Source organism: Kitasatospora sp. NBC_01539, from assembly GCF_045040525.1.
Classification (GTDB): domain Bacteria; phylum Actinomycetota; class Actinomycetes; order Streptomycetales; family Streptomycetaceae; genus Kitasatospora.
The window spans coordinates 5281391-5305112 of sequence record NZ_CP109390.1; the positions used below are offsets into that span (position 1 = coordinate 5281391).

Below are 23722 nucleotides of genomic sequence, written 5' to 3' on the forward strand. Positions count from 1 at the left end.
CCCGGCGGGTCAGCCCGTCGCGAGGGCGCGCCGCTCGACCACGGCCCGCCGGGTCGCGTAGAGCGTGACCCCGGAGGCGAGCACCATCGCCACCAGGCCGACGGCGGCCGCGCCGGACCAGCCGCCCGCGTGGTAGGCGTCGGCGCCGAGGGTGCCGCCGAGGCTGTTGCCCAGGTAGTAGGCGATCAGGTAGAGCGCGGACGCCTGGGCGCGGCCGTGTGAGGCGGTGCGGCCGACCGAGGACGAGGCGGTGGCGTGACCGGCGAAGAAGCCCGCGGTGATCAGCACCAGGCCGAGCAGCGCCGCCACGAGCGAGCCCGCCAGCGAGAGCAGCAGCCCCGCGGTGGTGACACCGATGGCGACGTACAGCGCGCCGCGCCGGCCGAGCCGGGTGGCGAGCAGGCCGGCGGAGGCCGAGGACGCGGTGCCGACCAGGTAGACGACGAAGATCGACGCGGCGAGCGACTGCGGCAGGTCGAACGGCGCTGCGGTCAGCCGGTAGCCGACGGTGTTGTAGACGGCGCCGAAGACGGCCATGAAGAGCATCCCGAGCGCGTACAGCCGCAGCAGCAGCGGGTTGCGCAGGTGGGTACCGACCGTGCGGCCGAGGGTGCGCAGGTCGATCCGGGACGGGGTGAACTGCCGGGCCGCGGGGATCAGGGCGCGGAAGGCCAGTGCGGCGAGGATCGCGAGCACCGCCGAGGTCGCCAGGCCCCAGCGCCAGCCCCAGGCGGCGCCGGCCCAGCCGGAGACGAGCCGCCCGCTCATCCCGCCGATCGAGTTGCCCGCCACGTAGAGGCCCATCGCCGAGGCCAGGGCGCTCGGGTGGATCTCCTCGGCGAGGTACGCCATGGCGGTGGCGGGCAGTCCGGCGAGCGCGGCGCCCTGCAGCACCCGGAGCACCACGAGGGTGGTGAGGTCGGGGGCGAACGGCAGGGCGAGGGCGAGCAGGGCCGCCGACACGGTCGAGAAGGTCATCACCGCGGTCCGGCCGTACCGGTCGGAGAGCGCGCTCGCCGGCAGCAGGGCCAGGGCGAGGCCGAGGGTGGCCGCGGACGCCGTCCAGCTGGCCTGGCCCGGGGTCAGGCCGAGGTCGGCGGAGAGGATCGGCAGCAGGCCCTGGGTGGAGTACAGCAGGACGAAGGTGGCCACGCCCGCGGCGAAGAGGGCGAGGTTGGCGCGGCGGAAGGAGCGGTCGCCGGGCCGGTGCCGGGTGTCCGGTGCGGCGGCGGGCTCGGCGGCGGCCGCGGTGGCGAGGGCGGCGTCGGTGGCGGCGGGGTGCGGCGAGGTGAGGGCACCCGGCAGCGTGGCTGCGGATGCCCCGGTACTGGCAGGCGTCATGCGACGACGCTAGGCCCCGCCCGGCTGATGCGTCCAATACATGAATGATGGAGAATCGATGCCATGACGCATGACGGCAGCTCACCGCCGCTCCGCCCGGCGGAGCTCGGCCCCGACTCGCCCGTGGCGCGGCTCACACCGCAGTTGGCGCAGTTCGCGGCGGTGGCCCGGCTGGAGCACGTGACCCAGGCGGCCCAGCTGCTGGGCATGCCGCAGCCCACCCTCTCGCGGGCGGTCGCGCGGCTGGAGGCGGAGCTCGGCGTCGACCTGCTGGCCCGTCAGGGCCGCGCCGTGCGGCTGACCCGGGCGGGCCGGCTGCTGCTGGCCTCGGTGGAGCGGGCGCTGGCCGAGCTGGAACGGGGCGCGGAGGCGGTCCGGGCGGAGGCCGACCCGGCGGCCGGCCGCGTGGCGTTCGGCTTCCTTCACACCATGGGGACGGAGGCGGTGCCGGGACTGCTGCGGGGCTTCCGCGAGTCGCATCCGCGGGTGCGGTTCCAGCTGGTGCAGGACTACGTGGCGGCGATGCTGGAGCGGCTGCGGGCGGGTGAGCTCGACCTGTGCCTCGTCTCGCCGCTGCCCGACACGCCGGACCTGACGGCGCGCCCGCTCGACGAACAGCGGCTCCACCTGGTGGTGCCGGCCGACCACCGGCTGGCGTCCCGCCGCCGGATCCGGCTGGCCGAGGTGGCCGAGGAACCGTTCGTCGCGGTGGAGGAGGGCTACGGGCTGCGGGTGATCACGGACGGCTTCTGTGCCGAGGCCGGGTTCGTGCCGCGGATCGCCTTCGAGGGCGAGGAGGCGGAGACCCTGCGCGGGCTCGTCGCGGCCGGGCTGGGGGTGGCGCTGCTGCCGCCCGCGCTGGTGCCGCGCCCGGGGGTGGTGGAGCTGGAGGTGACGGCGCCGCGGACCCGTCGGGCGATCGGGCTGGCGTGGGTGGCGGGCCGGCCGCTGACCCCGCCGGCGGCGGCGTTCCGCGACTTCGTGCTGTCGCGCCGGGGCCGTCTGCTGACGCACGACTGAACGCCCGCCCCGGCGGCGCGACAGACGAAGCGAGCGGCGGTGCGACACGGGCGGAGGGAGTAGGAATCTACGCGCGTAGGAGCTACACTCCCGCAATGGAGAAGCAGATCCCGGCCACCGCGGGCACCACCGGCCCCCGCATCCCCACCGCCGACCAGATCGCCCGCGCGCCCAAGGTGCTCCTGCACGACCACCTCGACGGCGGCCTGCGCCCGGAGACCATCGTCGAACTCGCCGCCGCCTGCGGCTACGAGGGCCTGCCCACCACCGACCCGGCCAAGCTCGGCACGTGGTTCCGCGAGGCCGCCGACTCCGGCTCGCTCGTCCGCTACCTGGAGACCTTCGCGCACACCTGCGCCGTCATGCAGACCCGCGAGGCGCTGGTCAGGGTCGCCGCCGACTGCGCCGAGGACCTCGCCGCCGACGGCGTCGTCTACGCCGAGGTGCGGTACGCCCCCGAGCAGCACCTGGAGGCCGGGCTCACCCTCGACGAGGTCGTCGAGGCCGTCAACGAGGGCTTCCGCCTCGGCGAGGCCGCCGCGCGCGCCGCGGGGCACCGCATCCGGGTGGGCACCCTGCTCACCGCGATGCGGCACGCCGCCCGCTCGACGGAGATCGCGGAACTCGCCAACCGCTTCCGCGACCAGGGCGTCGTCGGATTCGACATCGCGGGGGCCGAGGCGGGGCACCCGCCCACCCGCCACCAGGCCGCCTTCGACTACCTCAAGGGCGAGAACAACCACTTCACCATCCATGCCGGCGAGGCCTTCGGCCTGCCCTCCATCTGGGAGGCGCTGCAGTGCTGCGGCGCCGACCGGCTCGGCCACGGCGTGCGCATCGTCGACGACATCGAGGTCGGCGAGGACGGCTCCGTGCAGCTCGGACGGCTCGCCGCGTACGTGCGCGACAAGCGCGTACCGCTGGAGATGTGCCCCACCTCCAACCTGCAGACCGGCGCCGCCGCCTCGTACCGCGAGCACCCGATCGGGCTGCTCAGCCGGCTGAAGTTCCGCGTCACGGTCAACACCGACAACCGGCTGATGAGCGGCACCAGCATGAGCCGCGAGTTCGGGCACCTGGTCGAGGCCTTCGGCTACACCCTGGGCGACATGGAGTGGTTCACCGTCAACGCGATGAAGTCGGCCTTCCTGCCCTTCGACGAGCGGCTCGCCATGATCAACGACGTGATCAAGCCGGGCTACGCCGAGCTCAAGGCGGAGTGGCTCTTCGCCGGCGCCTGAGCCGGGCACCTGAGCCGGGCGGGGCCGGGGTCGGGCGGGCCTGGCTTCCCGGTCCCGTCCGTCCCGGGCTTGCCCGGCCGCTCCTGCGATCGTCCGACTATTCAGTCCTGTGGGTGACGCTCCGTTGATCCGCATTCGATGTTCTCACTACGGTGTGCCAGTCACTGATGACCCGGTGTGACTTCGGGCGCCGCGAGGCGGCCGCATCACGGGCACCGACGAGGACACGAGGACCAACGCATGAAGCAGGCAACCCTGAAGGCCGCCGGCACCGCCGCTCTCGGCGTCGCGATCGCCGCCGTAGCCGCCGGCACCGCCTCCGCCGCCGCCCCGGGCGGGCTCGGGCTCCCGACCAGCGCGCTGACCAACCCCGGCCTGACCAGTGCGGTGCCCGGTGCCGTCCAGAAGGTGCCCGGCGGCAACGAGGTCACCCAGACCGTCGGCACCCTCAACCCCGAGGTCGCCGGCAAGCTGACGCCGCCCGCCGCCGCGCCCGCGCCCGTCGCCGCCGCCCCGGTCGCCGAGGCGCCCGCCGCGGCTCCGGAGGTCGCGCCGGAGGCGGCCCCCGAGGCGGCCCCGGCCGCCCAGGACCGCGCCCTGCCGCCCGTGCCCGGCGCCCAGGGCCTGGAGAAGACCCCGGTCGGCGGTGTCCTCGGCACCGTCAGCGGCCTCGGCGGCGCCACCGGCGGTGGCCTGCCCGGCATCGGCGGCTGACCCGCCGCACCCGCACCGCCCGCCGCACCTGCACCACCTGCCGCGCCCGCACCACGGCGAGGGCCCGCCCCGGGGACGATTCCCCGGGGCGGGCCCTCGCCGTGGTGCACGGCCGGTGCTTCACGGCCGGTGGCTCCTGGCGCTGCGGTGGCTCACGGCTCCTGCGGGAGCAGCAGCCACAGCGCCAGGTAGATCAGGAACTGCGGGCCGGGCAGCAGGCACGAGACCAGGAAGATGATCCGCACCGTCCAGGGGGCCAGGCCGAAGCGCTTGCCCAGCCCGGCGCAGACGCCGGCGATGACGCGGTTGTGGCGGGGGCGGGCGAGCTTGCTCATGACGTGACTCCCGGAGTCCGGCGGCCCGGCCGGTCTCTCCGGCGGGCATGACTCCATCGTGCTCGGCGGGGCCGCTCCGGTCGTCAGCCCCGATACCGATCCAGGCCCCTGACATCTCACCGGGTGGGCCGGGCACCGTCTCGGGGTCGGCTCGGGGGCCGACCCCGAGGGCCCGGCCGGCGCCGCCCCCGAGACCGGCTCCCCGAACGGGCCGCCTGCGGACGGCCCCGCACCTGCGCTTCCGGGCGTGCCGGTCGAGTGGGCCCCGACCGGCAGCCTCGACCGCGAAGTCACCCGCGCGGGGCTGCCGGTCGTGCGGTCCACGGCCCGGATACGCGAGTTCCCGCCCGTCCGGACCGCCTGGGCGGGAGCGCGACGACCCGGAGGCCGCCGAGGCCGCCCGCGCCACTGGTGGCGGCCTGCGGCCTGCGGCCTGCGGTCAGCGGCGCGGTGCGGTGTCCGGCAGGCCGAACCGGCCCAGGGGCGCGGTCTGGGGCGCCCGCTCGACTGCCCGCTCGCCCGCCCGCGGGCGGTCGGGCGCGGTGCCGCGCGGTGACCGTCCGCGCAGCCGCAGCAGGGCCCGGGCGGCCGGGACGACCGCGAGGTGGCAGACGGCCGCACCGAGGGTGCCGAGGATGATGTCGTCGACGTTCAGCACGTGGCCGGGCGCCCAGCTCTTGAGGATCTCCAGCCCGGTGGCGAGCAGCGCGGTGCCGCCCGCGGTGCGCAGGAACGACGGCAGCCAGGCGGTGCCGAGGCGGCCGACGGCGAGCGGCAGCAGCACCCCGAACGGGGCCAGCGGCAGCAGTCCGGAGGCGAGCTGGCGGGCCCCGGCGGAGCCGCCGAGGGCCAGTGCCCGGTCGACGGAGGCGAGCGGGGTGAGGTTCGCCGGGTACGTCCAGCCCGCCCCGCTGGGGCGCAGCACCAGCACGGCGAGCAGCACCGGGTAGACCACCAGCAGCAGTCGTGCGACCGCCCGCACGGGGCGGAAGGCGTCCGGCGGCGGCGAGGGCCGGTCGGCCGGTGCGTCGTCGCCGGGACGACCGCCATCGGTCACGGTGCCGGTCCCGCTGCTGGTGAGGGTGGCATGTCGGTGCACACCGGGAGGGACGCACCCTCCGCGGCGGGTGGTTCCACCGCTCCGGTGCGGGCGGGGCGGGGGCGCGTTCAGGGGCAGTGCGAGGCGGAGGGGCTGGGCGTGGGCGAGGCGCTGAAGACGGGCGGGCCGGACGGCGCGCCGCTCGTCGCCGGGCCGCCGGAGGCCTTCGCCGCGCCGGTCGCCGTGCCCGGGCCGGGTGCGGCGCTCGGCAGGACGGCGGCGGCCTTGGGCACCTGCACCGGTGTCGGGCAGGCGGTGCGGCTGGCGGGTGCCCCGGCGTCGACGGGCACCGCGGTCGGCCGGATCCCGCAGCCGACCGCGGCGCCGGCCAGCAGCACCAGGGCTGCCAGCCGCCGTACCGCTGTGGCCCGCCGTACCGCTGTGGCCCGCCGGGCCGTGCCGGTCCGTCCCGCCGTCGCCGGTTCCGCCGCCGTCACTGGCCGTCCTCCTGGCTGGGCGGGGTGAGCGGCAGGGTCAGGGTGAAGACCGCGCCGTGCTCCCCGTTGGCGGCGGTGATGGTGCCGCCGTGGATCTGTGCGTTGGCCATGGCGATGGACAGGCCGAGGCCGCTGCCCTCCGAGCGGGCGCGGCCCTTGTCGGCCTTGTAGAAGCGGTCGAAGACGTGCGGCAGCACCTCCTCGGGGATGCCCGGGCCGCTGTCGCGGACTTCGACGACGACCTGGTCGCCGTGCGGCCGGACGACGACGTGCACGGGTGACCCGCCGTGCTTGAGGGCGTTGCCGATGAGGTTGGCGAAGACGACGTCGAGCCGGCGCGGGTCGGCCATCAGCCGGACCCCGCGGGGGGAGTCGACCTCGACGGCGTCGTACCAGGCGCGGCCGTCGATGCACGACATGATGAGGTCGGCGATGTCGACCTCGTCGGCGACGAGCCGTGCCGTGCCGGCGTCGAAGCGGGTCACCTCCATGAGGTTCTCGACCAGGTCGGAGAGGCGCCGGGTCTCGCTGACCACGAGGCGGACGGCCGGTTCGATCATCGGGTCGAGCGAGTCGGCCTCGTCCTCCAGGATGTCCGAGACCGCGGTCATCGCCGTGAGGGGGGTGCGGAGTTCGTGCGACATGTCGGCGACGAAGCGCCGGCTCTGCGCCTCGCGCGCGCTCAACTCCTCGACCTGGTGCGACAGCGACTCCGCGGTGCGGTTGAACGTCCTGGCGAGGTCGGCGAGTTCGTCGCCGCCCTCGACCTCCAGGCGGGTGTCCAGCCGGCCTTCGCCGAGCTGCCTGGCGGCCTCGCCGAGCCGCCGGACGGGCCGCAGCACCGTCGCCGACGCGGCCTGCGCGAGCAGTGCCGAGCCGATCAGCGCGAGCAGGGTGGCGATCGCCAGCGACCAGCCGAGCGTGTTGAGATCGGCCCGCTCGTCCTCCAGCGACTTGAACATGTACGCCGTCGGCCCGTCCGGCACCACCCGCGTACCGCCCACCAGGAACGGCCGGTTGCCGAGGTTCACCCGCTGCCAGTACAGGTGGTACGCGTACGGGTTGCCCGCGCCCACCTCGCGCGGGGTGCCGACGGCGCGGCGCAGCGCGTCCGGCACGAGGGCGAGCGTGAACTGCGACGGGTCGGACGAGACCCGGCACTCCGGGTGCGCCGGATCGGTCACCACCACGTCGTAGTTGAGCCCGGAGGACGCCACCTGCTGGGCCAGGTAGCCGAGTTCGGAGCAGTCGGGCTGCGAGGGCAGCGCCGACACGTTCCGCGTCAGCGACACCCGGAAGTCGTTCAGGGCGGTGTCCTGGGCGCGTTTGAGCACGGCGTCGCGGTTCAGCCAGTACGCGATGCCGGACGCCGACACGGCGGTGATCAGCGCGACGGCGGCGAACACCGCGATCAGGCGCACCCGCAGCGAACGCAGCCGCAGCCACGGACCGGACCGGCGCCGCGGGGTCTGGGGGTCAGTCAACAGGTCTCACAGACGACGAAGGAGCGGAGGTCACGACAGGGGCGGGTCGAGGCGGTAACCGACCCCGCGCACGGTGCGGATCAGCGTCGGCGCGGACGGCACGTCCTCGACCTTCGCCCGCAGCCGCTGCACGCAGGCGTCCACCAGCCGTGAGTCACCGAGGTAGTCGTGCTCCCACACCAGCCGCAGCAGCTGCTGCCGCGACAGCGCCTGCCCCGGCCGACGGCTCAGCTCCAGCAGCAGCCGCAGCTCGGTCGGCGTGAGCTGCAGGTCCTCGCCGTCCTTGGTGACGGTCATCGCGGAACGGTCGATGACGAGGGTGCCGTACGTCGACGAGTCGGAGCTCTCGCGTTCGCCGCGGCGCAGCACGGCGCGGATCCGTGCGTCGAGGACGCGCGGCTGCACCGGCTTGACCACGTAGTCGTCGGCGCCGGACTCCAGGCCCACCACCACGTCGATGTCGTCCGAGCGCGCCGTGAGCAGGATGATCGGCAGCTGGTCGGTGCGGCGGATGCGCCGACACACCTCGAAGCCGTCGATCCCGGGCAGCATGACGTCCAGCACGATGAGGTCCGGACGCTGCTCCTTGAAGAGCTTCAGGCCGTCCTCGCCCGAGGAAGCGGCGGCCACGCGGTGGCCCTGGCGCGTGAGGGCGAGTTCGAGGCCGGTCCGGATGGCGTCGTCGTCCTCGATCAGAAGCAGGAAAGGCACGGGGTCATTCTGGCCCACCCGGGGCCCGGGATCACCCACCCGGGTGGTTGCTGAACGGTCGCGGGAACCGGAAGGGCCGCTTCGGGCGTCCGGCGGGGTGGGACAGCGGTGCATGAGCGTCCCCCGGCTGCTGTGACAGCCCTGTGACAGTCGGCGGACACCGCCATGACGACGGGCGGGCAGGATTTCCCTTGTTGCCGAGAACGCGCAGGGTCCAGCACCCGGCCGGGACGGCGGCGGAACCGCACGTACCTACCATGGGGGCGCACGATGAACGCAACGCTTCTGAACCGCAACGCGGCTGTCCGCGCAGCGCGTTCGACCGCGAGCCCGCGGACCAGGTACGAGGTGCGGACCGACGAGACGTCCGGTGCCGTGATCGTACGGGGGTGCGCACACCGCACCGGCGCCCACCGCTCCGGCGGCGGGCACGGGGGGGAGCTGTTCGGGATCGGCCGCGGGGGGAACACGGCCGACAGCGGCTCGACCATGACGCTCCGGGGCATTCTCCCGGTCGGCGGCCAGGGTCGGGACATCCCGACGGGGAACGGCCTGAACGGCAACGGCTCGGGGGAGCCGGACGCCCGCCAGGTCGCAGGCACCACGCTGCTGCGGCTCACCCCCGCGGCAGCCGGTGCCGAGGACGGTCGACAGGGAGGCGCGCAGGGGGAGTGCCCGGCCGAGGCGGAGGACCGGATCGCCGAGTTCACCGCGTACGTGCGCGAGCGCCGCGCCTCCCTGTACGCCACCGCGTACCACCTCACCGGTGACCGCTACGAGGCCGAGGACCTGCTGCAGAGCGCGCTCTTCAGCACCTACCGCGCCTGGGACCGCATCACCGACAAGGCCGCGGTCGGCGGGTACCTCCGCCGCACCATGACCAACCTGCACATCTCCGCCTGGCGGCGCCGCAAGGTCAACGAGTACCCGACCGAGGAGCTGCCCGAGCACGCGGGCGACACCGACGCCATGGGCGGCACCGAGCTGCGCGCCGTGCTCTGGCAGGCGCTCGCCAAGCTCCCGGAGAACCAGCGCACCATGCTCGTGCTCCGCTACTACGAGGGCCGGACCGACCCGGAGATCGCCGGCATCCTCGGCATCAGCGTCGGCACCGTCAAGAGCAGCATCTGGCGCGCGCTGCGCCGGCTGCGCGACGACGAGCAGCTCAACCGTGACGGCGACACCGCGCACGCCTTCGGCGAGCTGGTCGCCTGACCACAGGACTCCCGTCGGGGGACGGGAAGGGTTCGCGGACGTGTGGCCTGCCGGCTCGGGGGAGGGGCGGCCACGGGGGAACCGCCGCGACCCCGACACGCGGGGCCCGGTGCCGGGGAGAGGCACCGGGCTTCTGCGCGTCCGCCGGGAGGACGCGCTCAGCCCGCGGCGCGGCCGTCCGCCCGGGCCGCGGCAGCCGCCGAGGCGGCCCGCCGCTCCGTCCGGTAGCGGCCCGGGGCGGTGCCGTACTCCCGCTTGAACGCCCTGGCCAGCGCGAACTCCGTGGCGTAGCCCGTCCGCCGGGCCACCGCGCGCAGCGGCTCGTCGCCCTCGCGCAGCAGCCGGCCGGCCAGGGTCAGCCGCCACCACGTCAGGTACGCCAGCGGCGGCTCGCCCACCAGGGCACTGAACCGCCGGGCGAACGCGGCCCGGGAGAGGCCGCCCGCCGCGCCCAGCTCCGCCACCGTCCAGGCCCGCGCCGGGTCCTCGTGCAGGGCGGCCAGCGCCGCACCGACCGCCGGATCGGTCAGGGCCGCCGCCCACCCCCGCCCCGTGACGGCGTCCTGCCCGCCGTACCAGGCCCGCAGGACGTACAGCAGCGCCGTGTCGAGCAGGGCGGTGGCCGCCGTACCGCCGCCGGCCAGCGGCCCGGCGAGCTCGCCGTGCAGCAGCTCCACCACGGTGCCCGCCGGCGTGCCGGCCACGGCCAGCCGGACGACCTCGGGCAGTCGGCCCAGCAGCGGATGCGTCCGCTCCCGGTCGAGCAGGTAGGCGCCGCACAGCAGCACGCTCTCCGGGCCCGCGGTTCCCTCCCGCTCCTGCCGGCGTTCGGCCGCAGGGCTGCCGAATTCCACCAGCGCCGTCGCGGGGTGGTCGGCCAGACCGTAGGCGCGGCCGTGGGGCAGCAGGACCAGTTCGCCCGCGGAGACCTGCACGGGCTCCCCGCCCCCGGGTGGCAGCAGCCAGCAGGAGCCGGCCAGCACGGCATGGAACCCGACACCCGCCGAGGCGGGGAAGTGCAGCCCCCACGGCCCGCCGCGGGTCCGGAGTGCGGCGTGCGGCCGCCCCGCGCGCATCGCACCGATCACGTCGCCGAGCACGTCCATGCCGCCGAGCGTACCCGCGAGACGCGCGGACATGACCGGTGGACGCTGCGGCATGGCCCGCCGGGCGGCCGTCGCCCAGCATCGTGAACAGCGGCCCACCGGAGCCGTGGTGACGGAACGTCACCTTCTGTGGCGAGGAGATGCGGGATGGCCGTGGCTGTGGTGTTCGACGAGACCGGCGGGCCCGAGGTGCTGCGCCTGGCCGAGGTGGACCTCGGCGATCCGGGCGAGGGCGAGGTGCTGGTGAGGGTCGATGCGATCGGGCTCAACCGGGCCGAGGCGCTGCTCCGCTCCGGCACGTACTTCTACCCGCCGGTCCTGCCCGGCTCGCGGCTGGGCTACGAGGCGGCGGGCGAGGTGCTGGCCGTCGGCCCGGGGGTGACCGCTTTCGCCCCGGGCGACCAGGTCTGCACGGCCGCGGTCGGGCACCTGAGCACGCACGGCGTGTACGGCGACCGGATCCTGGTCGCCGAGGACGGGCTGCTGCACCGGCCCGGCGGCACCGACGCGGTCACCGGTGCGGCGGTCTGGCTGGCCGGCACGACCGCGTACGGCGCACTGGTCGAGAAGGGCGGGGTGCGGGCCGGGGACACCGTGCTCGTCACGGCGGCGTCCAGCGGGGTCGGCGTGGCCGCGATCCAGACCGCCCGGCACCTCGGGGCGGTACCGATCGCGGTGACCCGCTCGGCCGCCAAGCGCGAGCGGCTGCTGGCCCTCGGCGCGGCCCGGGTGCTCCTCGCGGAGGAGGGCGACCTGCCCGGGCAGGTCTCCGGGGCCACCGGCGGACGCGGCGCCGACATCGTGCTCGACCCGGTGGCGGGGCCCGGACTGGCCGATCTGGCGAGGACCGTCGCCCCGGGCGGACTGCTCGTGGTGTACGGCTGGCTCGACCCGCGGCCCGCGCCGCTGCCCCTCGACTGGGGCCTGCGCATCCTCGGCTACAACAACCTGGAGGTCGTGGGCGACCCGGCCGCCCGGCGCCGGGCGGCGCACTTCCTCGACGCCGGCCTGCGGGCCGGCACGCTCGCCCCGGTGATCGACCGGACCTTCGACCTGACGGAGATCGCCGAGGCCCACCGCCACCTGGAGTCCGGGGCGCACCTCGGCAAGATCGTGGTGACGGTGCGCCACTGACCGGCGGCCCGCGGCGCTGCGCTGCCGTGCAGCGGGGTGCGGCCGGGGTGCGGCGGCCGGTCAGGCCGCGGCGTGGGCCGGGGCGGGCCGGCGGTCGGCGAGCGCGCGGATGTTGCGCTCGGCCTCGGGGCCGGCGCAGGCGTACGCGCCGAGGGCGACCTGGCCGGCCACGATGCCGCGCTCGGTGCGCATCAGCCGCCAGCCGCGGCGCACCAGGTACGGCACCGACTTGCGGCCCTCGCGGACGTCCCGGCGGAAGCGCCGCCAGGCCGTGGTGGACGGCCTGTTGCGCAGGCAGATCGCCACGCCGAGCAGGCCCTCGTCGGCGCACGGGCCGGCGAGTTCGGCGGCGAAGATGCCCTCGGCGACGAACGCGGCGGCACCGCGGAGCTCCAGGGTGCGGGTGCCGGTGCGGCCGTTGGCGGGGATCGAGTACACCGGGACCTCGGCGCGGCCGGTCACGACCAGGGCGCGGATCGCCGCGAGTGCCTGGTCGCGGTGCCAGGAGAGCGGGGAGTCCCAGTCGGTGCCGCCCCCGGGCAGCTCCGGCAGCGTGGGGTCGTCGCCGTCCTTGTAGAAGTCGTCGAGCTGGAGCACCGGCACACCGGCCCGCTCGGCGAGCGAGGACTTCCCCGACCCGGACGGGCCCGACAGCAGGATGACGCGGGCGTGCGGCGTCGACGGGAGGTTCATCGTGGAGTCACTCACGGGACACCAGTCTGATGCATCGGGGCCGTTCGCCGAAACCGGTCGGGCCGGCCCGGGCCAATCTCACACCGGCCCGACACCCGTCGTGCGCCGTGCACGACGCACGGGGACCCGCACCCCCGGTCGGGAGGGTGCGGGTCCCCGTGCGTCGGGACGCGGCGGTCGGGCGGCCCGGTCAGATGCCCATCGGGTGCCAGACCGTCTTGGTCTCCAGGAACGTGCGCAGGCGCCTGGTGCCGGGCGCCTCGGTCCAGTCCGCGGCGGCCGGGTCGACGGCCGGGCGCAGCACGCGCTTCAGGGTGTCCGCGGCGGACGCCTCCAGGGCGGCGGCCGAGCCGGGCCCGTCCGGGTGGACGGCGCCGGTCAGGTCGATGCCGTTGACGTCCTGGTGCGAGGCGAGCGTCGGGGCGATGTCCGCGGTGCGGCCGGAGATCACGTTGACCACGCCGCCGGGCAGGTCGGAGGTGGCCAGCACCTCGCCGAGCGACAGCGCGGGCAGCGGTGCGCCGGAGGCGGCGGCCACCACGACGGTGTTGCCGGAGGCGATCACCGGGGCGATCACCGACACCAGGCCGAGGAAGGAGAAGCCGTACCCGGCCTGCGGCGCCACGACGCCGACCACGCCGCTCGGCTCCGGGGTGGAGAGGTTGAAGTACGGCCCGGCGACCGGGTTGGCGTTGCCGGCGATCTGGGCGATCTTGTCCGTCCAGCCCGCGTACCAGACCCAGCGGTCGATCGCGGCGTCCACCAGGGCGGCGGCCTTCTTGGCGCTCACGCCCTCGGCGGTCGCCACCTCGGCGGTGAACTGCTCGCGGCGGCCCTGCAGCATCTCGGCGACCCGGTACAGCACCTGGCCGCGGTTGTACGCGGTGGTGCCGGACCAGCCCTTGACGGCGGCGCGCGCGGCGAGCACGGCGTCCCGGGTGTCCTTGCGGGTGCCGAGCGGGGCGTTGGCGAGCCACTGGCCCTTGGAGTCGGTCACCTCGTACACCCGTCCGCTCTCGGACCGCGGGAACTTCCCGCCGACGTACAGCTTGTAGGTCTTGAGGACGTCAAGACGAAGTGCGCCATCAGACATCGCGGGCCTCGACATTCAGGTAGGGCTCCAGACCGTGCCGGCCACCCTCGCGGCCGTACCCCGACTCCTTGTAGCCGCCGAACGGCGACGCGGGGTCGAACTTGTTGAAGGTGTTCGCCCAGACCACACCGGCCTTGAGCCGGCTCGCCGTCCAGAGGATCCGCGAGCCCTTCTCCGTCCAGATGCCGGCCGACAGCCCGTACGGGGTGTTGTTGGCCTTCTCCACCGCCTCCGCGGGGGTGCGGAAGGTGAGCACGGACAGCACCGGGCCGAAGATCTCCTCGCGGGCGATCCGGTGGGCCTGGCTGACGCCGGTGAACAGCGTCGGACGGAACCAGTAGCCGGCGCCCGGCAGGTCGCAGGACGGCGCCCAGCGCTCGGCGCCCTCGGCCTCGCCCGCGTCGGTCAGCTCGGTGATCCGGGCGAGCTGCGCGGCCGAGTTGATCGCGCCGATGTCGGTGTTCTTGTCGAGCGGGTCGCCGACGCGCAGCGTCGACATGCGGCGCTTGAGCGCCTCCAGGAACTCGTCCTGCACCGACTCCTGGACGAGCAGCCGGGAACCCGCGCAGCACACGTGGCCCTGGTTGAAGAAGATGCCGTTGACGATGCCCTCGACGGCCTGGTCGATCGGCGCGTCGTCGAAGACGATGTTCGCGGCCTTGCCGCCCAGCTCCAGCGACACCCGGGTGCGGCTGCCGGCGAGCTGGCGGGCGATCGAGCGGCCGACCGGGGTCGAGCCGGTGAAGGCGACCTTGTCGACGTCGGGGTGGGCGGTCAGGGCGGCGCCGGTGCGGCCGTCGCCGGTGACGATGTTGACGACGCCCTTCGGCAGGCCCGCCTGGCGGCAGATCTCGGCGAAGCGCAGCGCGGTGAGCGGGGTCGTCTCGGCCGGCTTGAGGACGACCGTGTTGCCGGTCGCCAGGGCCGGGGCGATCTTCCACGCCAGCATCATCAGCGGGAAGTTCCACGGGATGACCTGTGCGGCCACGCCGACCGGGCGGGGGTTCGGGCCGAAGCCCGCGTAGTCGAGCTTGTCGGCCCAGCCCGCGTAGTAGAAGAACCACGCGGCGACCATCGGCAGGTCGAAGTCGCGGGTCTCGCGGATCGGCTTGCCGTTGTCCATCGACTCCAGCACCGCGAGCTCGCGCGAGCGCTCCTGGACGATCCGGGCGATCCGGAAGAGGTACTTGGCCCGCTCGCTGCCCGGCAGGGCCGACCAGTCGGTGAACGCCGTGCGGGCGGCGGCGACCGCGCGGTCGACGTCCTCGGTGGTGCCCTGCGCGAACTCCGCCAGCACCTGCTCGGTGGCCGGGTTGACGGTCTTCAGCGCCTCGCTGCCGCTGGAGTCGACGAACTCGCCGCCGATGAAGTGGCCGTACGAGGTGGCGATGTCGCCCGCGGCGGCGGGGGACTCGGGGGCCGGCGCGTACTCGAACAGGCCGCGCTTCTCGGTCACGGGCTCGTCCGTCTTCTTGTTCTTGGCCATCTGTCTCAGTCCACCGTCACGTAGTCGGGGCCGGAGTAGCGTCCGGTGGTCAGCTTCTGGCGCTGCATCAGCAGGTCGTTGAGCAGGCTGGAGGCGCCGAAGCGGAACCAGTGCGGGCTCAGCCAGTCGTCGCCCAGGGTCTCGTTGACCATCACCAGGTACTTCATGGCGTCCTTGGTGGTCTTGATGCCGCCGGCCGGCTTCACGCCGACCTGCACGCCGGTCTGCGCCCGGAAGTCGCGGACGGCCTCCAGCATCAGCAGCGTCACCGGGGGAGTGGCGTTCACCGCGACCTTGCCGGTGGACGTCTTGATGAAGTCGGCGCCGGCCAGCATCGCCAGCCAGGAGACGCGGCGCACGTTGTCGTACGTCTGCAGCTCGCCGGTCTCGAAGATCACCTTGAGGTGGGCGGCGGTGCCGTCGGGGCGGCGGCAGGCCTCCTTCACCGCGGTGATCTCCTGGAAGACGTCCAGGTAGCGGCCGGACAGGAAGGCGCCGCGGTCGATGACCATGTCGATCTCGTCGGCGCCGGCGGCCACCGCGTCCGCGGTGTCGGCCAGCTTCACCGGCAGGGCGACGCGGCCGGCGGGGAAGGCGGTGGCGACGGAGGCGACCTGGATGTCGGTGCCGCGCAGCGCGTCCTTCGCGGTCGCGACCATGTCCGGGTAGACGCAGATGGCCGCGACCCGCGGCGCCGTCGGGTCGGGGTTGCGGCCCTTGATGCAGAGCGAGCGCACCTTGCCGACCGTGTCCGCGCCTTCCAGCGTGGTCAGGTCGATCATCGAGATCGCCAGGTCGATGGCGTACGCCTTCGCCGTGGTCTTGATCGAGCGGGTGCCGAGCGTGGCGGCGCGAGCCTCCAGGCCGACCTGGTCGACGCCGGGCAGGCCGTGCAGGAAGCGGCGGAGCGAGGCCTCGGACGCCGCGACGTCCTCAAGACCGCTGCCCGCAGCGCCCGATGGCACCTCCCGGCCGCCAGGCTGGGGGTTGGCGTTGGCTGCAAGAGTGGACATAGTCACCAGACCAGCATATCTACGCGCGTAGCGATCCGCTAGGGGGGTCAGGTTTCGATACGGGACCGAGATGCGGGGCGCGCGGGGCGCCGCGACCGGCTCCCCGTGCGCTCCGCCCTCGCGCGGTGCCGTGCCGCGACGGCACCTCGTGCGTGACCCGGGCCGGCTGCTCCGGGCCCGGCGGCAGCGGCCGCAGCTCCGCGGGCAGCGTGCCGTGCTGCACGGCCTGCCGGGCGCAGAAGTCCCTGGCCGGACGGTCGGGGAGGGAGCCGGGGAGGGTGCGGACGTGGCCCCACGGCAATTGCGCCACAGGCTGCGGCCCAATTGGGTCCGGCCAGTTCCCGGCCAGGTGCTGCATGTACTGCAGGCTGCGGACCGAGTACCCCCGCTGCGCCCCGGGAGGCTCGTCCGGAGGTCGACGGACAGCCGGTCGACGACCTTCGTGCCCCAGCCCTCCTTCTCCTGGCGTTCCGGGATGATCCGGCCGATGTGCCGGTGGTGGGTGATGAGTTCGGTGTCGACCACCCGGTGCACCCGGACGTGGGCGGAGGTGATCTCGGCCTTGACGTCGCGCAGGAGGTCGCCGTAGCCGGGCGGTTCGGATTCCGTGGCGGCCCGGGCGGGTGCGGTGCCCGCGAGGGCCGGTTCGTCGGTCATGGCCCGGAGTCCGGACAGTGTCCGGGTGGGTGCGCGGAAGGGAAGCGATTCGTCCTCGCTCGGAAGAGTCACGCCCGGCCGGGGAGAATGCCGGGGTGACCTCCGCAGCCGGCGAGCAGCCCGCCCCCCGTAAGAAGACCGGCCGACGCCCCGGCGGGGCCGACACCCGGGGCACCGTGCTGGAGGCGGCGCGGGCGGAGTTCGCCGCGCGGGGCTACCAGAAGGCGAGCATGCGGGCGATCGCCCGGGCGGCCGGGGTGGACGCGGCGCTGCTGCACCACTACTTCGGCACCAAGGACCGGCTGTTCCTGGCGGCGCTGGAGTTCCCGATCGATCCTCGGCTGATCGTCCCGCAGGTGCTGGAGGGCGGCCCCGCCGCGATCGGCGAGCGGCTGGCCCGGCTGGTCCTCGCCCTGTGGGAACAGCCGGACGTGCGGGACCGCCTGCTCGCGGTGCTGCGGACGGCCGCGGCCTCCGAGGAGGTCGCCGGGCTGATGCGCGGCTTCATGGTCGCGGAGGTGGTCGCCGGGGTGGCGGCCGGTCTGGACGTGCCGCAGCCGGAGCTCCGGGTCGAGCTCGCGATGTCGCAGGTGATCGGCCTGGCCATGGCCCGGTACGTGATCGCCGTGGAGCCGCTGGCCTCGGCCTCCCCGGACGAGCTCCTGCCGCTGCTGGCCCGGGCCCTGCAGGGCTACCTCACCGGGGCCTGACCGGCTTCCCCGGGGCCGGGCCGGGCGCGGCGGGGGTCGTCGGCCCGGGCGCGGCGGGGGCCGGGCCGGGCGTCAGGCCGAGCGCGGCGGCGAAGGACGACAGGGTGGGTGCCGCGACCCGCCAGACGTACGCGCGCGGGTCGGTCCAGACGTCGCTCGCCACGACCCGGGGGTCCGCCGGGTCGGTGCGGTAGTCGAGGGCGAGGGCGGTGTCGTCGCCGGCGGTGCGGGAGAGCCCGACGAGCACGGCCCGGTCGATGTCGAGCCAGGGCAGCTCCACCGGCCCGGTGGCGGTGCTGCCGCGGGCCTGGCGGTAGAGCGGGCCGAGGTCGAGGTCGGCGAGGTCGTCGAGCGCGTGCGAGTGGCGGCGGATCTCCGGGATCTCCGTGAGGAGGTCGAGCGGGTCCTCGAACCACGGCAGTGCCGCGGTGACGGCGGCGTCGCCCGGGTGGCGCCACCGGCCGTCCGCGATCAGGCCGAGGAGCAGCGGGGGGAGGGTCAGGCCGCGCACGGTGCGGCCGGGTTCCGTCGTGTCGTCCGAGGGGATCACGGGGCCACCCTGGCGGTTGTCCGGCGTGGTTGTCCATGGTGTTCCCGGTCTTGACGGCCGCCGTCCCCGCGCGCAAAACTCATCGCATGATGAATTCTCCGGCGGGGCCCGCCCCCGCCATCCGCGTCGACGGGCTCGCCGTCGTCCGCGGTGGCCGCACCGTCCTGCACGGGCTCGACCTCACCGTGCCCCGCGGCTCCGTCACCGGGCTCCTCGGCCCCAGCGGCTGCGGCAAGAGCACGCTGCTCCGCGCGATCGTCGGCGTGCAGCGCACCGCCGGCGGCAGCGTCGAGGTGCTCGGCCGCCCCGCCGGCGCCGCCGAACTGCGCGAACGCGTCGGGTACGTCACCCAGGCACCCTCCGTCTACGGCGACCTCACCGTCACCGAGAACCTCGCCTACTTCGCCGCCGTCCTCGGCGCACCCCGCACCGACCCGGCCCGCGTCATCGAACAGGTCGGCCTCACCGGCCACGAGCACGACACCGCCGGCCGGCTCTCCGGCGGCCAGCGCGCCCGCGTCTCGCTCGCCGCCGCCCTGCTCGGCACCCCCGAACTGCTGATCCTCGACGAGCCCACCGTCGGCCTCGACCCCGTGCTCCGCCAGGACCTCTGGCGGCTCTTCCGCGGGCTCGCCGACGGCGGCGCCACCCTGCTCGTCTCCAGCCACGTCATGGACGAGGCCACCCGCTGCGACAGCCTCCTCCTCATGCGCGAGGGCCGCCTGCTCGCGCACGACACCCCGGCCGCGCTGCTCGCCGCCACCGGCGCCGACGACATCGACGGCGCCTTCCTCGCGCTCGTCGCCGGCGGCACCCCCGCACCCGTGGAGAGCCCCCGATGAACCTCCGCCGCACCCTCGCCACCACCCGGCGGGTCCTCGCCCAGCTCCGCCACGACCCGCGCACCCTCGCGATGCTGCTCGTCGTGCCCTGTGTGCTGCTGACCCTGCTGCGCTACATGTACGACGGCCAGCCGGAGGCCTTCGACCGGATCGGCGCGGCCCTCCTCGGCGTCTTCCCGCTGCTCGTGATGTTCCTCGTCACCTCGGTCGCGATGCTCCGCGAGCGCACCAGCGGCACGCTGGAGCGCCTGCTCACCATGCCCCTCGGCCGGCTCGACCTGCTGCTCGGCTACGCGCTCGCCTTCGGCCTGGTCGCCCTCGTGCAGGCGGCGCTGGCCTCCGCGCTGACCATCGGCCTGCTCGGCCTCGACGTCGCCGGGCCGACCTGGCTGCTGTTCGCCGTCGCGGTCGGCGACGGGCTGCTCGGCATGGCCCTGGGGCTGCTGGTCTCGGCGTTCGCCGCGACCGAGTTCCAGGCCGTGCAGTTCCTCCCGGCCGTGCTGCTGCCGCAGTTCCTGCTCTGCGGGCTGTTCGTGCCGCGCGAGCGGATGGCGGAGGTGCTGCGCTGGGCCTCCGACGTCATGCCGCTGTCGTACGCCGTCGACGCGATGAGCAGGCTGACGGTGCACGGCGGGGTGGGCGGCGCGGTCGTCCGCGACCTCGCCGTGATCGCCGGCTGCGCCCTGCTCGCCCTCGCCCTCGGAGCGGCGACGCTGCGCCGCCGCAGCGCCTGACGGCGGCCGGGGGCGGCACCGGCCGGGCTCCCCGGGGTGCGTCGCGGGCATGGGGCAGAATCGTCCCCATGACCGAATCCGACGGCACGCCCGACCCCGGCTCTGCCGCCCCCGAGGAGCCCAAGTACGCAGACCGCGTCTACCGCTCCGGCCCCGGCATCATCTCCGGCGTGCTGCTGCTCGCCGTCGCAGGCTGGCTGATCGTCGACGCCGTGATCTCCGGCTCCGGCCGCACGCCGTGGGTGGCGCTGGCCGCCGCGCCGGTCTTCGCCTTCCCGGTGATCGCCTACACCCTGAGGCCCGCCGTGTACGCCAACGACCGCCGGCTGCTGGTGCGCAACCCGCTGCGCACGATCGACGCGCCGTGGTCCGGGGTCGAGGGGCTGAAGTCGGGGTACTCCGTCGAGCTGTTCGCCGCCGGCCACAAGTACCAGGTGTGGGCGGTGCCGGTGTCGATCCGCCAGCGGAAGACGGCCCGCCGCCGTGCCGACCGTGCGCGGGCCGCCGGCGACCCGGGGCTGACGACGCGCCGTCCCGGTGACAGCGACCCGACCCGGGCGTGGTCGGACCAGGTGGTCGACGAGCTGCAGGAGATGGCGTCCCACCGCTCCGCGCACGCCGCGGCGCAGGGCCCGGTCGTCGTCCGCTGGTGCTGGTGGGTGATCGCGCCGACGGTGCTCGGGCTGATCGCGCTCGTCGCGCTGGTCGTGACGGGCTGACCGTCACGGGCTGACCGGCCGCCGTACGCCCGCAGGGCCCGGGACGGGTGTCCCGGGCCCTGCGGCATGTCGGCGTGTCGGCGCGGCGGTGCCGGGCGCCGGTGATGCCCGCGGCGGTGTCAGGCGCCGGTGATGCCCGCGGCCGCGGCGAGGTCGCGCTTGAGGCCGGCGAGCAGGGCGGCGGCGCGCTCCCGGGCGGGGGCGAGACCGGTGGCGCCGTCGACCGGCAGGACGACCTCCAGGTAGCACTTGAGCTTGGGCTCGGTGCCGGAGGGCCGCACGACGATCCGGGCCGAGCGGACGCCCTCACCGGCCAGCACGTAGCGCAGGCCGTCGGTGGGGGGCAGGCCGGCGGAGCCGGCCGTCAGGTCGTCGGCGCCGGTCACCCGGAGGCCGGCGAGCAGGGTGGGCGGCTCGTCGCGGAGCCGCCGCATGGCGTCGGCGATCAGGGCGAGGTCGTCGACCCGGACGGAGAGCTGGTCGGTGGCGTGCAGCCCGTGCTCCACGGCCAGGTCGTCCAGCAGGTCGGCCAGGGTGCGGCCGGAGCGCTTGAGGGTGGCGGCGAGTTCGGCGACGAGCAGGGCGGCGGTGATGCCGTCCTTGTCGCGGACGCCCTCCGGGTCGACGCAGTAGCCGAGCGCCTCCTCGTAGCCGTAGCGCAGCCCCTCGGCGCGGGAGATCCACTTGAAGCCGGTGAGGGTCTCGGCGTGGCCGAGGCCGGCGGCGTCGGCGATCCGGCCGAGCAGGGTGGAGGAGACGATGGTGGTGGCGAAGGTGCCGGTGGCGTGCTTGGCGACCAGGGCCGCGCCGAGCAGCGCGCCGACCTCGTCGCCGCGGAGCATCCGCCAGCCGCCGTCGGCCGCGTCCGGCACGGCGACGGCGCAGCGGTCGGCGTCCGGGTCGTTGGCGATGACGAGGTCCGGGCGGGCCGCGGCGGCGGTGCGGTACGCGAGGTCCATCGCGCCCGGCTCCTCCGGGTTGGGGAACGCCACGGTGGGGAAGTCCGGGTCGGGCTCGGCCTGTTCGGCGACGACGGTCGGGGCGGGGAACCCGGCCCGGGCGAAGGCGGCCAGCAGGGTGTCGCGTCCGACGCCGTGCAGCGGGGTGTAGACGACGTCGAGGTCGCGGGGCCCGGCCGGGTCGAGCACGGTGACGGCCCGGGCGAGGTAGGCCTGCTCGACCCCGTCGCCGAGCACCTCCCAGCCGCCGTCGGCGCGCGGCACGTCGGCGAGTGCGCCGATCGCGTCGATCTCGGCGGCGATCTCCGCGTCGGCGGGCGGCACGATCTGCGAGCCGTCGCCGAGGTAGACCTTGTAGCCGTTGTCCTGCGGGGGGTTGTGGCTGGCGGTGACGGTGACGCCGGCGGCGGCGCCGAGGTGGCGGACCGCGAAGGCGAGCACCGGGGTGGGCAGCGGGCGCGGCAGCAGCGCGGCGCGCAGGCCGGCGCCGACGACGACGGCGGCGGTGTCGCGCGCGAAGTCGTACGACATGTGGCGGGCGTCGTAGCCGACGACGACGAGGTCGCCGAGCTCCGGGTGGCGGCGGAGGTGGGCGGCGAGGCCGGCGGCGGCGCGGATGACGACGGCGCGGTTCATCCGCATCGGGCCGGCGCCGAGCTCGCCGCGCAGGCCGGCGGTGCCGAACTGCAGGCGGCCGGAGAAGCGTTCGGCCAGCCGTGACCAGGCGATCCGCTGGCCGGTGTCGGCGTCGGTGCCCTCGGCGGCGGCGAGCAGCTCGGTGAGCTCGTCGCGGGTCCGCGGGTCCGGGTCTTCGGCGAGCCAGGTGCGGGCCCGGTCGAGGAGGTCGGTGGTGGGTGCCTGCGCCATGCTGCGAGCTCCAAACGAAGTGCGGGCCGGCCGGCGGCGGGCGGCGGCACCGCTGGGGGCGGGCCGGCCGCCGCCGGTCTACTGATTCTGCGTCAGGACGGGCTCAGATCCGCTCAAGGACCTTGGCGAGCAGCGAGCCCATGCGCTCGGCGCTGGCCTTGCCGGCCTCCAGGACCTCTTCGTGGTTGAGCGGTTCGCCGGTCATGCCGGCGGCGAGGTTGGTGACGAGGGAGAGGCCGAGCACCTCGGTGCCGGCCTCGCGGGCGGCGATGGCCTCCAGGGTGGTGGACATGCCGACGAGCTCGCCGCCGATGACGCGGGCCATGTTGACCTCGGCCGGGGTCTCGTAGTGCGGGCCGCGGAACTGCACGTAGACCGCTTCGTCGAGGGTCGGGTCGACCTCGCGGCACAGGGTGCGCAGCCGCTTGGAGTAGAGGTCGGTGAGGTCGACGAAGTTGGCGCCGACGATGGGCGAGTCGGCGGTGAGGTTGATGTGGTCGCTGATCAGCACGGGCTGGCCGGGCTGCCAGCCCTGGCGCAGGCCGCCGCAGCCGTTGGTGAGCACGACGATGCCGCAGCCGGCGGCGGCGGCGGTGCGGACGCCGTGCACGACGGTGGCCACGCCGTGGCCCTCGTAGTAGTGGTTGCGGCCGAGGAAGATCAGGGCGCGCTTGTCGCCGACCCGCACGGAGCGGATGCGGCCGGCGTGTCCGGCGACCGAGGGTGCGGGGAACCCGGGGAGTTCGGTCACGGGGAACTCGACCGTGCCGGGGTCGTCGGGGTCGCCGATGGCGTCGGCGGCGGGCACCCAGCCGGAGCCCATCACGAGGGCGACGTCGTGGCGCTCGGCACCGGTCAGCTCGCGCAGGCGCTCGGCGGCGGCCCGGGCGGCGGCATAGGGGTCGGCGGAGACGACCGACTGAGGAGATGCGTTCACATGGCCGAGGATAGTCAACATTCTCCTACGCGCGTAGACCATCCCGCGAAGACGCGCCGGATCGTTACCCGGATCGTCCGGAAAGACCGGAAACGTCCCCCTGGCCGGGCGCCCTTCCGGCGGATCGCACCATGGCGCGCGCCGTCCGCGGCCCCGCGGCCGTCAGCAGGGGCGGCGGCGCAGGTCGAGCACGTAGTCGTCCGGCGCGCCGGCGCTCTCCGCCGCGTCCCCGATCAGCCCGAGGTAGCGCGCCGCGGGCAGACCGCCCTCGTAGTCGTTCAGCACGTACGTCCACACCGGGATGTCGCCGTCCAGGGTGTGCGCGCGCAGGCGGATCTTGCGGTAGATGCCGAGCTGCACGCCCTCCCAGCGGTCCAGGCCCTCCTCGTCGACCGGCGAGACGTCGTAGAGGGAGACGAAGACCTGCTCCTTCTCGTCCTCCACGACGGTGGCCAGCGAGCCCTCCCAGCCGAGCTGCTCGCCGCCGAAGGTGAGCCGCCACCCGTCCAGCCAGCCGGTGCCGCGCAAGGGGGAGTGCGGGGCGCGCCGGGTCATCTGCCGGGCGTCGAGGTTCGTGGCGTACGCGGCGTAGAGCGACATGGGCGCCAGCCTACGGGAGTGCGCA

24 protein-coding genes are annotated in these 23722 nt (G+C 75.0%); 9 read left to right on the forward strand and 15 right to left on the reverse strand.

The window, feature by feature from the left end:
• Window positions 1-9 precede the first annotated feature (9 nt).
• Window positions 10-1341, reverse strand: a complete 1332-nt coding sequence (locus tag OG335_RS22925) for an MFS transporter (protein WP_405012997.1) — start codon at window positions 1339-1341, stop codon at window positions 10-12.
• A 63-nt stretch (window positions 1342-1404) separates the two neighbouring features.
• Between OG335_RS22925 and OG335_RS22930 the strand changes: the two genes are divergently transcribed.
• The 3 genes from OG335_RS22930 to OG335_RS22940 all read left to right on the forward strand — a co-directional run bounded on the left by OG335_RS22930 (window position 1405) and on the right by OG335_RS22940 (window position 4316).
• On the forward strand, window positions 1405-2361 hold the full coding sequence (locus tag OG335_RS22930; protein WP_405012998.1) for a LysR family transcriptional regulator: 957 nt from the start codon (window positions 1405-1407) through the stop codon (window positions 2359-2361).
• Window positions 2362-2456: 95 nt separating this feature from the next.
• Window positions 2457-3602 carry an adenosine deaminase gene (locus OG335_RS22935; protein WP_405012999.1) on the forward strand — a complete coding sequence of 382 codons (1146 nt, stop codon included), beginning with the start codon at window positions 2457-2459 and terminating at the stop codon, window positions 3600-3602.
• A gap of 240 nt (window positions 3603-3842) precedes the next feature.
• Window positions 3843-4316, forward strand: a complete 474-nt coding sequence (locus tag OG335_RS22940; RefSeq protein ID WP_405013000.1) for a hypothetical protein — start codon at window positions 3843-3845, stop codon at window positions 4314-4316.
• A gap of 152 nt (window positions 4317-4468) precedes the next feature.
• On the opposite strand, the gene OG335_RS22945 is transcribed toward OG335_RS22940, so the two are convergent.
• The 5 genes from OG335_RS22945 to OG335_RS22965 all read right to left on the reverse strand — a co-directional run bounded on the left by OG335_RS22945 (window position 4469) and on the right by OG335_RS22965 (window position 8382).
• Window positions 4469-4651 (reverse strand): PspC domain-containing protein, encoded by a 183-nt coding sequence (locus OG335_RS22945; protein WP_405013001.1) that lies wholly within the window; start codon window positions 4649-4651, stop codon window positions 4469-4471.
• 439 nt (window positions 4652-5090) lie between these two features.
• The gene (locus tag OG335_RS22950) at window positions 5091-5708 is read right to left on the reverse strand and encodes a VanZ family protein (RefSeq protein WP_405013002.1); all 618 of its coding nucleotides are present in this window, start codon (window positions 5706-5708) and stop codon (window positions 5091-5093) included.
• A gap of 110 nt (window positions 5709-5818) precedes the next feature.
• Complete coding sequence (locus OG335_RS22955) at window positions 5819-6187, reverse strand: hypothetical protein (protein WP_405013003.1); 369 nt, start codon at window positions 6185-6187, stop codon at window positions 5819-5821.
• Complete coding sequence (locus OG335_RS22960) at window positions 6184-7671, reverse strand: ATP-binding protein (RefSeq protein WP_405013004.1); 1488 nt, start codon at window positions 7669-7671, stop codon at window positions 6184-6186. Before OG335_RS22960 ends, OG335_RS22955 begins: the two co-directional genes overlap by 4 nt.
• Window positions 7672-7701: 30 nt before the next feature.
• Complete coding sequence (locus OG335_RS22965) at window positions 7702-8382, reverse strand: response regulator (protein ID WP_405013005.1); 681 nt, start codon at window positions 8380-8382, stop codon at window positions 7702-7704.
• A 489-nt stretch (window positions 8383-8871) separates the two neighbouring features.
• Here OG335_RS22965 and OG335_RS22970 point away from each other — a divergent pair, with 489 nt between their 5' ends.
• The gene (locus OG335_RS22970; protein WP_405013006.1) at window positions 8872-9597 is read left to right on the forward strand and encodes a SigE family RNA polymerase sigma factor; all 726 of its coding nucleotides are present in this window, start codon (window positions 8872-8874) and stop codon (window positions 9595-9597) included.
• 158 nt (window positions 9598-9755) lie between these two features.
• On the opposite strand, the gene OG335_RS22975 is transcribed toward OG335_RS22970, so the two are convergent.
• The gene (locus tag OG335_RS22975) at window positions 9756-10736 is read right to left on the reverse strand and encodes an AraC family transcriptional regulator (protein ID WP_405013007.1); all 981 of its coding nucleotides are present in this window, start codon (window positions 10734-10736) and stop codon (window positions 9756-9758) included.
• Between the two features lie 114 nt (window positions 10737-10850).
• On the opposite strand from OG335_RS22975, the gene OG335_RS22980 reads away from it, so the two are divergent.
• The gene (locus tag OG335_RS22980) at window positions 10851-11837 is read left to right on the forward strand and encodes a zinc-dependent alcohol dehydrogenase family protein (protein ID WP_405013008.1); all 987 of its coding nucleotides are present in this window, start codon (window positions 10851-10853) and stop codon (window positions 11835-11837) included.
• A gap of 60 nt (window positions 11838-11897) precedes the next feature.
• Here the strand turns inward: OG335_RS22980 and OG335_RS22985 are convergent, their stop codons facing one another.
• The 4 genes from OG335_RS22985 to deoC all read right to left on the reverse strand — a co-directional run bounded on the left by OG335_RS22985 (window position 11898) and on the right by deoC (window position 16122).
• Window positions 11898-12545, reverse strand: a complete 648-nt coding sequence (locus tag OG335_RS22985) for an ATP-binding protein (RefSeq protein ID WP_405013009.1) — start codon at window positions 12543-12545, stop codon at window positions 11898-11900.
• A 175-nt stretch (window positions 12546-12720) separates the two neighbouring features.
• Complete coding sequence (locus tag OG335_RS22990; protein ID WP_405013010.1) at window positions 12721-13623, reverse strand: aldehyde dehydrogenase family protein; 903 nt, start codon at window positions 13621-13623, stop codon at window positions 12721-12723.
• The gene (locus OG335_RS22995; RefSeq protein ID WP_405013011.1) at window positions 13616-15109 is read right to left on the reverse strand and encodes an aldehyde dehydrogenase family protein; all 1494 of its coding nucleotides are present in this window, start codon (window positions 15107-15109) and stop codon (window positions 13616-13618) included. The genes OG335_RS22990 and OG335_RS22995 overlap by 8 nt, the downstream gene beginning before the upstream one ends.
• A 5-nt stretch (window positions 15110-15114) precedes the next feature.
• Window positions 15115-16122 carry a deoxyribose-phosphate aldolase gene (gene deoC, locus OG335_RS23000; protein ID WP_405015489.1) on the reverse strand — a complete coding sequence of 336 codons (1008 nt, stop codon included), beginning with the start codon at window positions 16120-16122 and terminating at the stop codon, window positions 15115-15117.
• A gap of 752 nt (window positions 16123-16874) precedes the next feature.
• On the opposite strand from deoC, the gene OG335_RS23005 reads away from it, so the two are divergent.
• Window positions 16875-17489 carry a TetR/AcrR family transcriptional regulator gene (locus OG335_RS23005; protein ID WP_405013012.1) on the forward strand — a complete coding sequence of 205 codons (615 nt, stop codon included), beginning with the start codon at window positions 16875-16877 and terminating at the stop codon, window positions 17487-17489.
• Here the strand turns inward: OG335_RS23005 and OG335_RS23010 are convergent.
• Complete coding sequence (locus tag OG335_RS23010) at window positions 17476-18039, reverse strand: hypothetical protein (RefSeq protein WP_405013013.1); 564 nt, start codon at window positions 18037-18039, stop codon at window positions 17476-17478. The genes OG335_RS23005 and OG335_RS23010 overlap by 14 nt on opposite strands.
• Window positions 18040-18125: 86 nt before the next feature.
• Here OG335_RS23010 and OG335_RS23015 point away from each other — a divergent pair, with 86 nt between their 5' ends.
• The 3 genes from OG335_RS23015 (at window position 18126) to OG335_RS23025 (ending at window position 20334) form a co-directional block, all read left to right on the forward strand.
• Entirely contained in the window at window positions 18126-18881 is a 756-nt protein-coding gene (locus OG335_RS23015; protein ID WP_405013014.1) for an ABC transporter ATP-binding protein, read from the forward strand.
• On the forward strand, window positions 18878-19615 hold the full coding sequence (locus OG335_RS23020) for an ABC transporter permease (protein ID WP_405013015.1): 738 nt from the start codon (window positions 18878-18880) through the stop codon (window positions 19613-19615). Before OG335_RS23015 ends, OG335_RS23020 begins: the two co-directional genes overlap by 4 nt.
• A 68-nt stretch (window positions 19616-19683) precedes the next feature.
• Window positions 19684-20334, forward strand: coding sequence for a PH domain-containing protein (locus OG335_RS23025; RefSeq protein ID WP_405013016.1), 651 nt, complete (start codon window positions 19684-19686; stop codon window positions 20332-20334).
• A 119-nt stretch (window positions 20335-20453) separates the two neighbouring features.
• Here the strand turns inward: OG335_RS23025 and OG335_RS23030 are convergent, their stop codons facing one another.
• The 3 genes from OG335_RS23030 to OG335_RS23040 all read right to left on the reverse strand — a co-directional run bounded on the left by OG335_RS23030 (window position 20454) and on the right by OG335_RS23040 (window position 23697).
• Window positions 20454-22160: a phospho-sugar mutase gene (locus OG335_RS23030; protein WP_405013017.1), complete on the reverse strand. Its 1707-nt coding sequence runs from the start codon at window positions 22158-22160 to the stop codon at window positions 20454-20456.
• Between the two features lie 103 nt (window positions 22161-22263).
• Window positions 22264-23097: a purine-nucleoside phosphorylase gene (locus OG335_RS23035; protein ID WP_405013018.1), complete on the reverse strand. Its 834-nt coding sequence runs from the start codon at window positions 23095-23097 to the stop codon at window positions 22264-22266.
• A gap of 162 nt (window positions 23098-23259) precedes the next feature.
• A complete protein-coding gene (locus tag OG335_RS23040; RefSeq protein ID WP_405013019.1) occupies window positions 23260-23697 on the reverse strand; it encodes a gamma-glutamylcyclotransferase in 438 nt (145 codons plus the stop codon).
• Window positions 23698-23722 lie beyond the last annotated feature (25 nt).

Bases quoted from the DNA above. Each gene is read 5' to 3' on its own strand.
- OG335_RS22930 (WP_405012998.1), top strand. From the start codon at position 1,405: ATGACGCATGACGGCAGCTCACCGCCGCTCCGCCCGGCGGAGCTCGGC.
- OG335_RS23025 (WP_405013016.1), top strand. From the start codon at position 19,684: ATGACCGAATCCGACGGCACGCCCGACCCCGGCTCTGCCGCCCCCGAG.
- OG335_RS22940 (WP_405013000.1), top strand. From the start codon at position 3,843: ATGAAGCAGGCAACCCTGAAGGCCGCCGGCACCGCCGCTCTCGGCGTC.
- OG335_RS22975 (WP_405013007.1), bottom strand. From the start codon at position 10,736: ATGTCCGCGCGTCTCGCGGGTACGCTCGGCGGCATGGACGTGCTCGGC.
- deoC (WP_405015489.1), bottom strand. From the start codon at position 16,122: ATGTCCACTCTTGCAGCCAACGCCAACCCCCAGCCTGGCGGCCGGGAG.
- OG335_RS22980 (WP_405013008.1), top strand. From the start codon at position 10,851: ATGGCCGTGGCTGTGGTGTTCGACGAGACCGGCGGGCCCGAGGTGCTG.
- OG335_RS23030 (WP_405013017.1), bottom strand. From the start codon at position 22,160: ATGGCGCAGGCACCCACCACCGACCTCCTCGACCGGGCCCGCACCTGG.
- OG335_RS22970 (WP_405013006.1), top strand. From the start codon at position 8,872: ATGACGCTCCGGGGCATTCTCCCGGTCGGCGGCCAGGGTCGGGACATC.
- OG335_RS23020 (WP_405013015.1), top strand. From the start codon at position 18,878: ATGAACCTCCGCCGCACCCTCGCCACCACCCGGCGGGTCCTCGCCCAG.
- OG335_RS22990 (WP_405013010.1), bottom strand. From the start codon at position 13,623: ATGTCTGATGGCGCACTTCGTCTTGACGTCCTCAAGACCTACAAGCTG.
- OG335_RS23040 (WP_405013019.1), bottom strand. From the start codon at position 23,697: ATGTCGCTCTACGCCGCGTACGCCACGAACCTCGACGCCCGGCAGATG.
- OG335_RS22935 (WP_405012999.1), top strand. From the start codon at position 2,457: ATGGAGAAGCAGATCCCGGCCACCGCGGGCACCACCGGCCCCCGCATC.
- OG335_RS23015 (WP_405013014.1), top strand. From the start codon at position 18,126: ATGATGAATTCTCCGGCGGGGCCCGCCCCCGCCATCCGCGTCGACGGG.
- OG335_RS22995 (WP_405013011.1), bottom strand. From the start codon at position 15,109: ATGGCCAAGAACAAGAAGACGGACGAGCCCGTGACCGAGAAGCGCGGC.
- OG335_RS22925 (WP_405012997.1), bottom strand. From the start codon at position 1,341: ATGACGCCTGCCAGTACCGGGGCATCCGCAGCCACGCTGCCGGGTGCC.
- OG335_RS22945 (WP_405013001.1), bottom strand. From the start codon at position 4,651: ATGAGCAAGCTCGCCCGCCCCCGCCACAACCGCGTCATCGCCGGCGTC.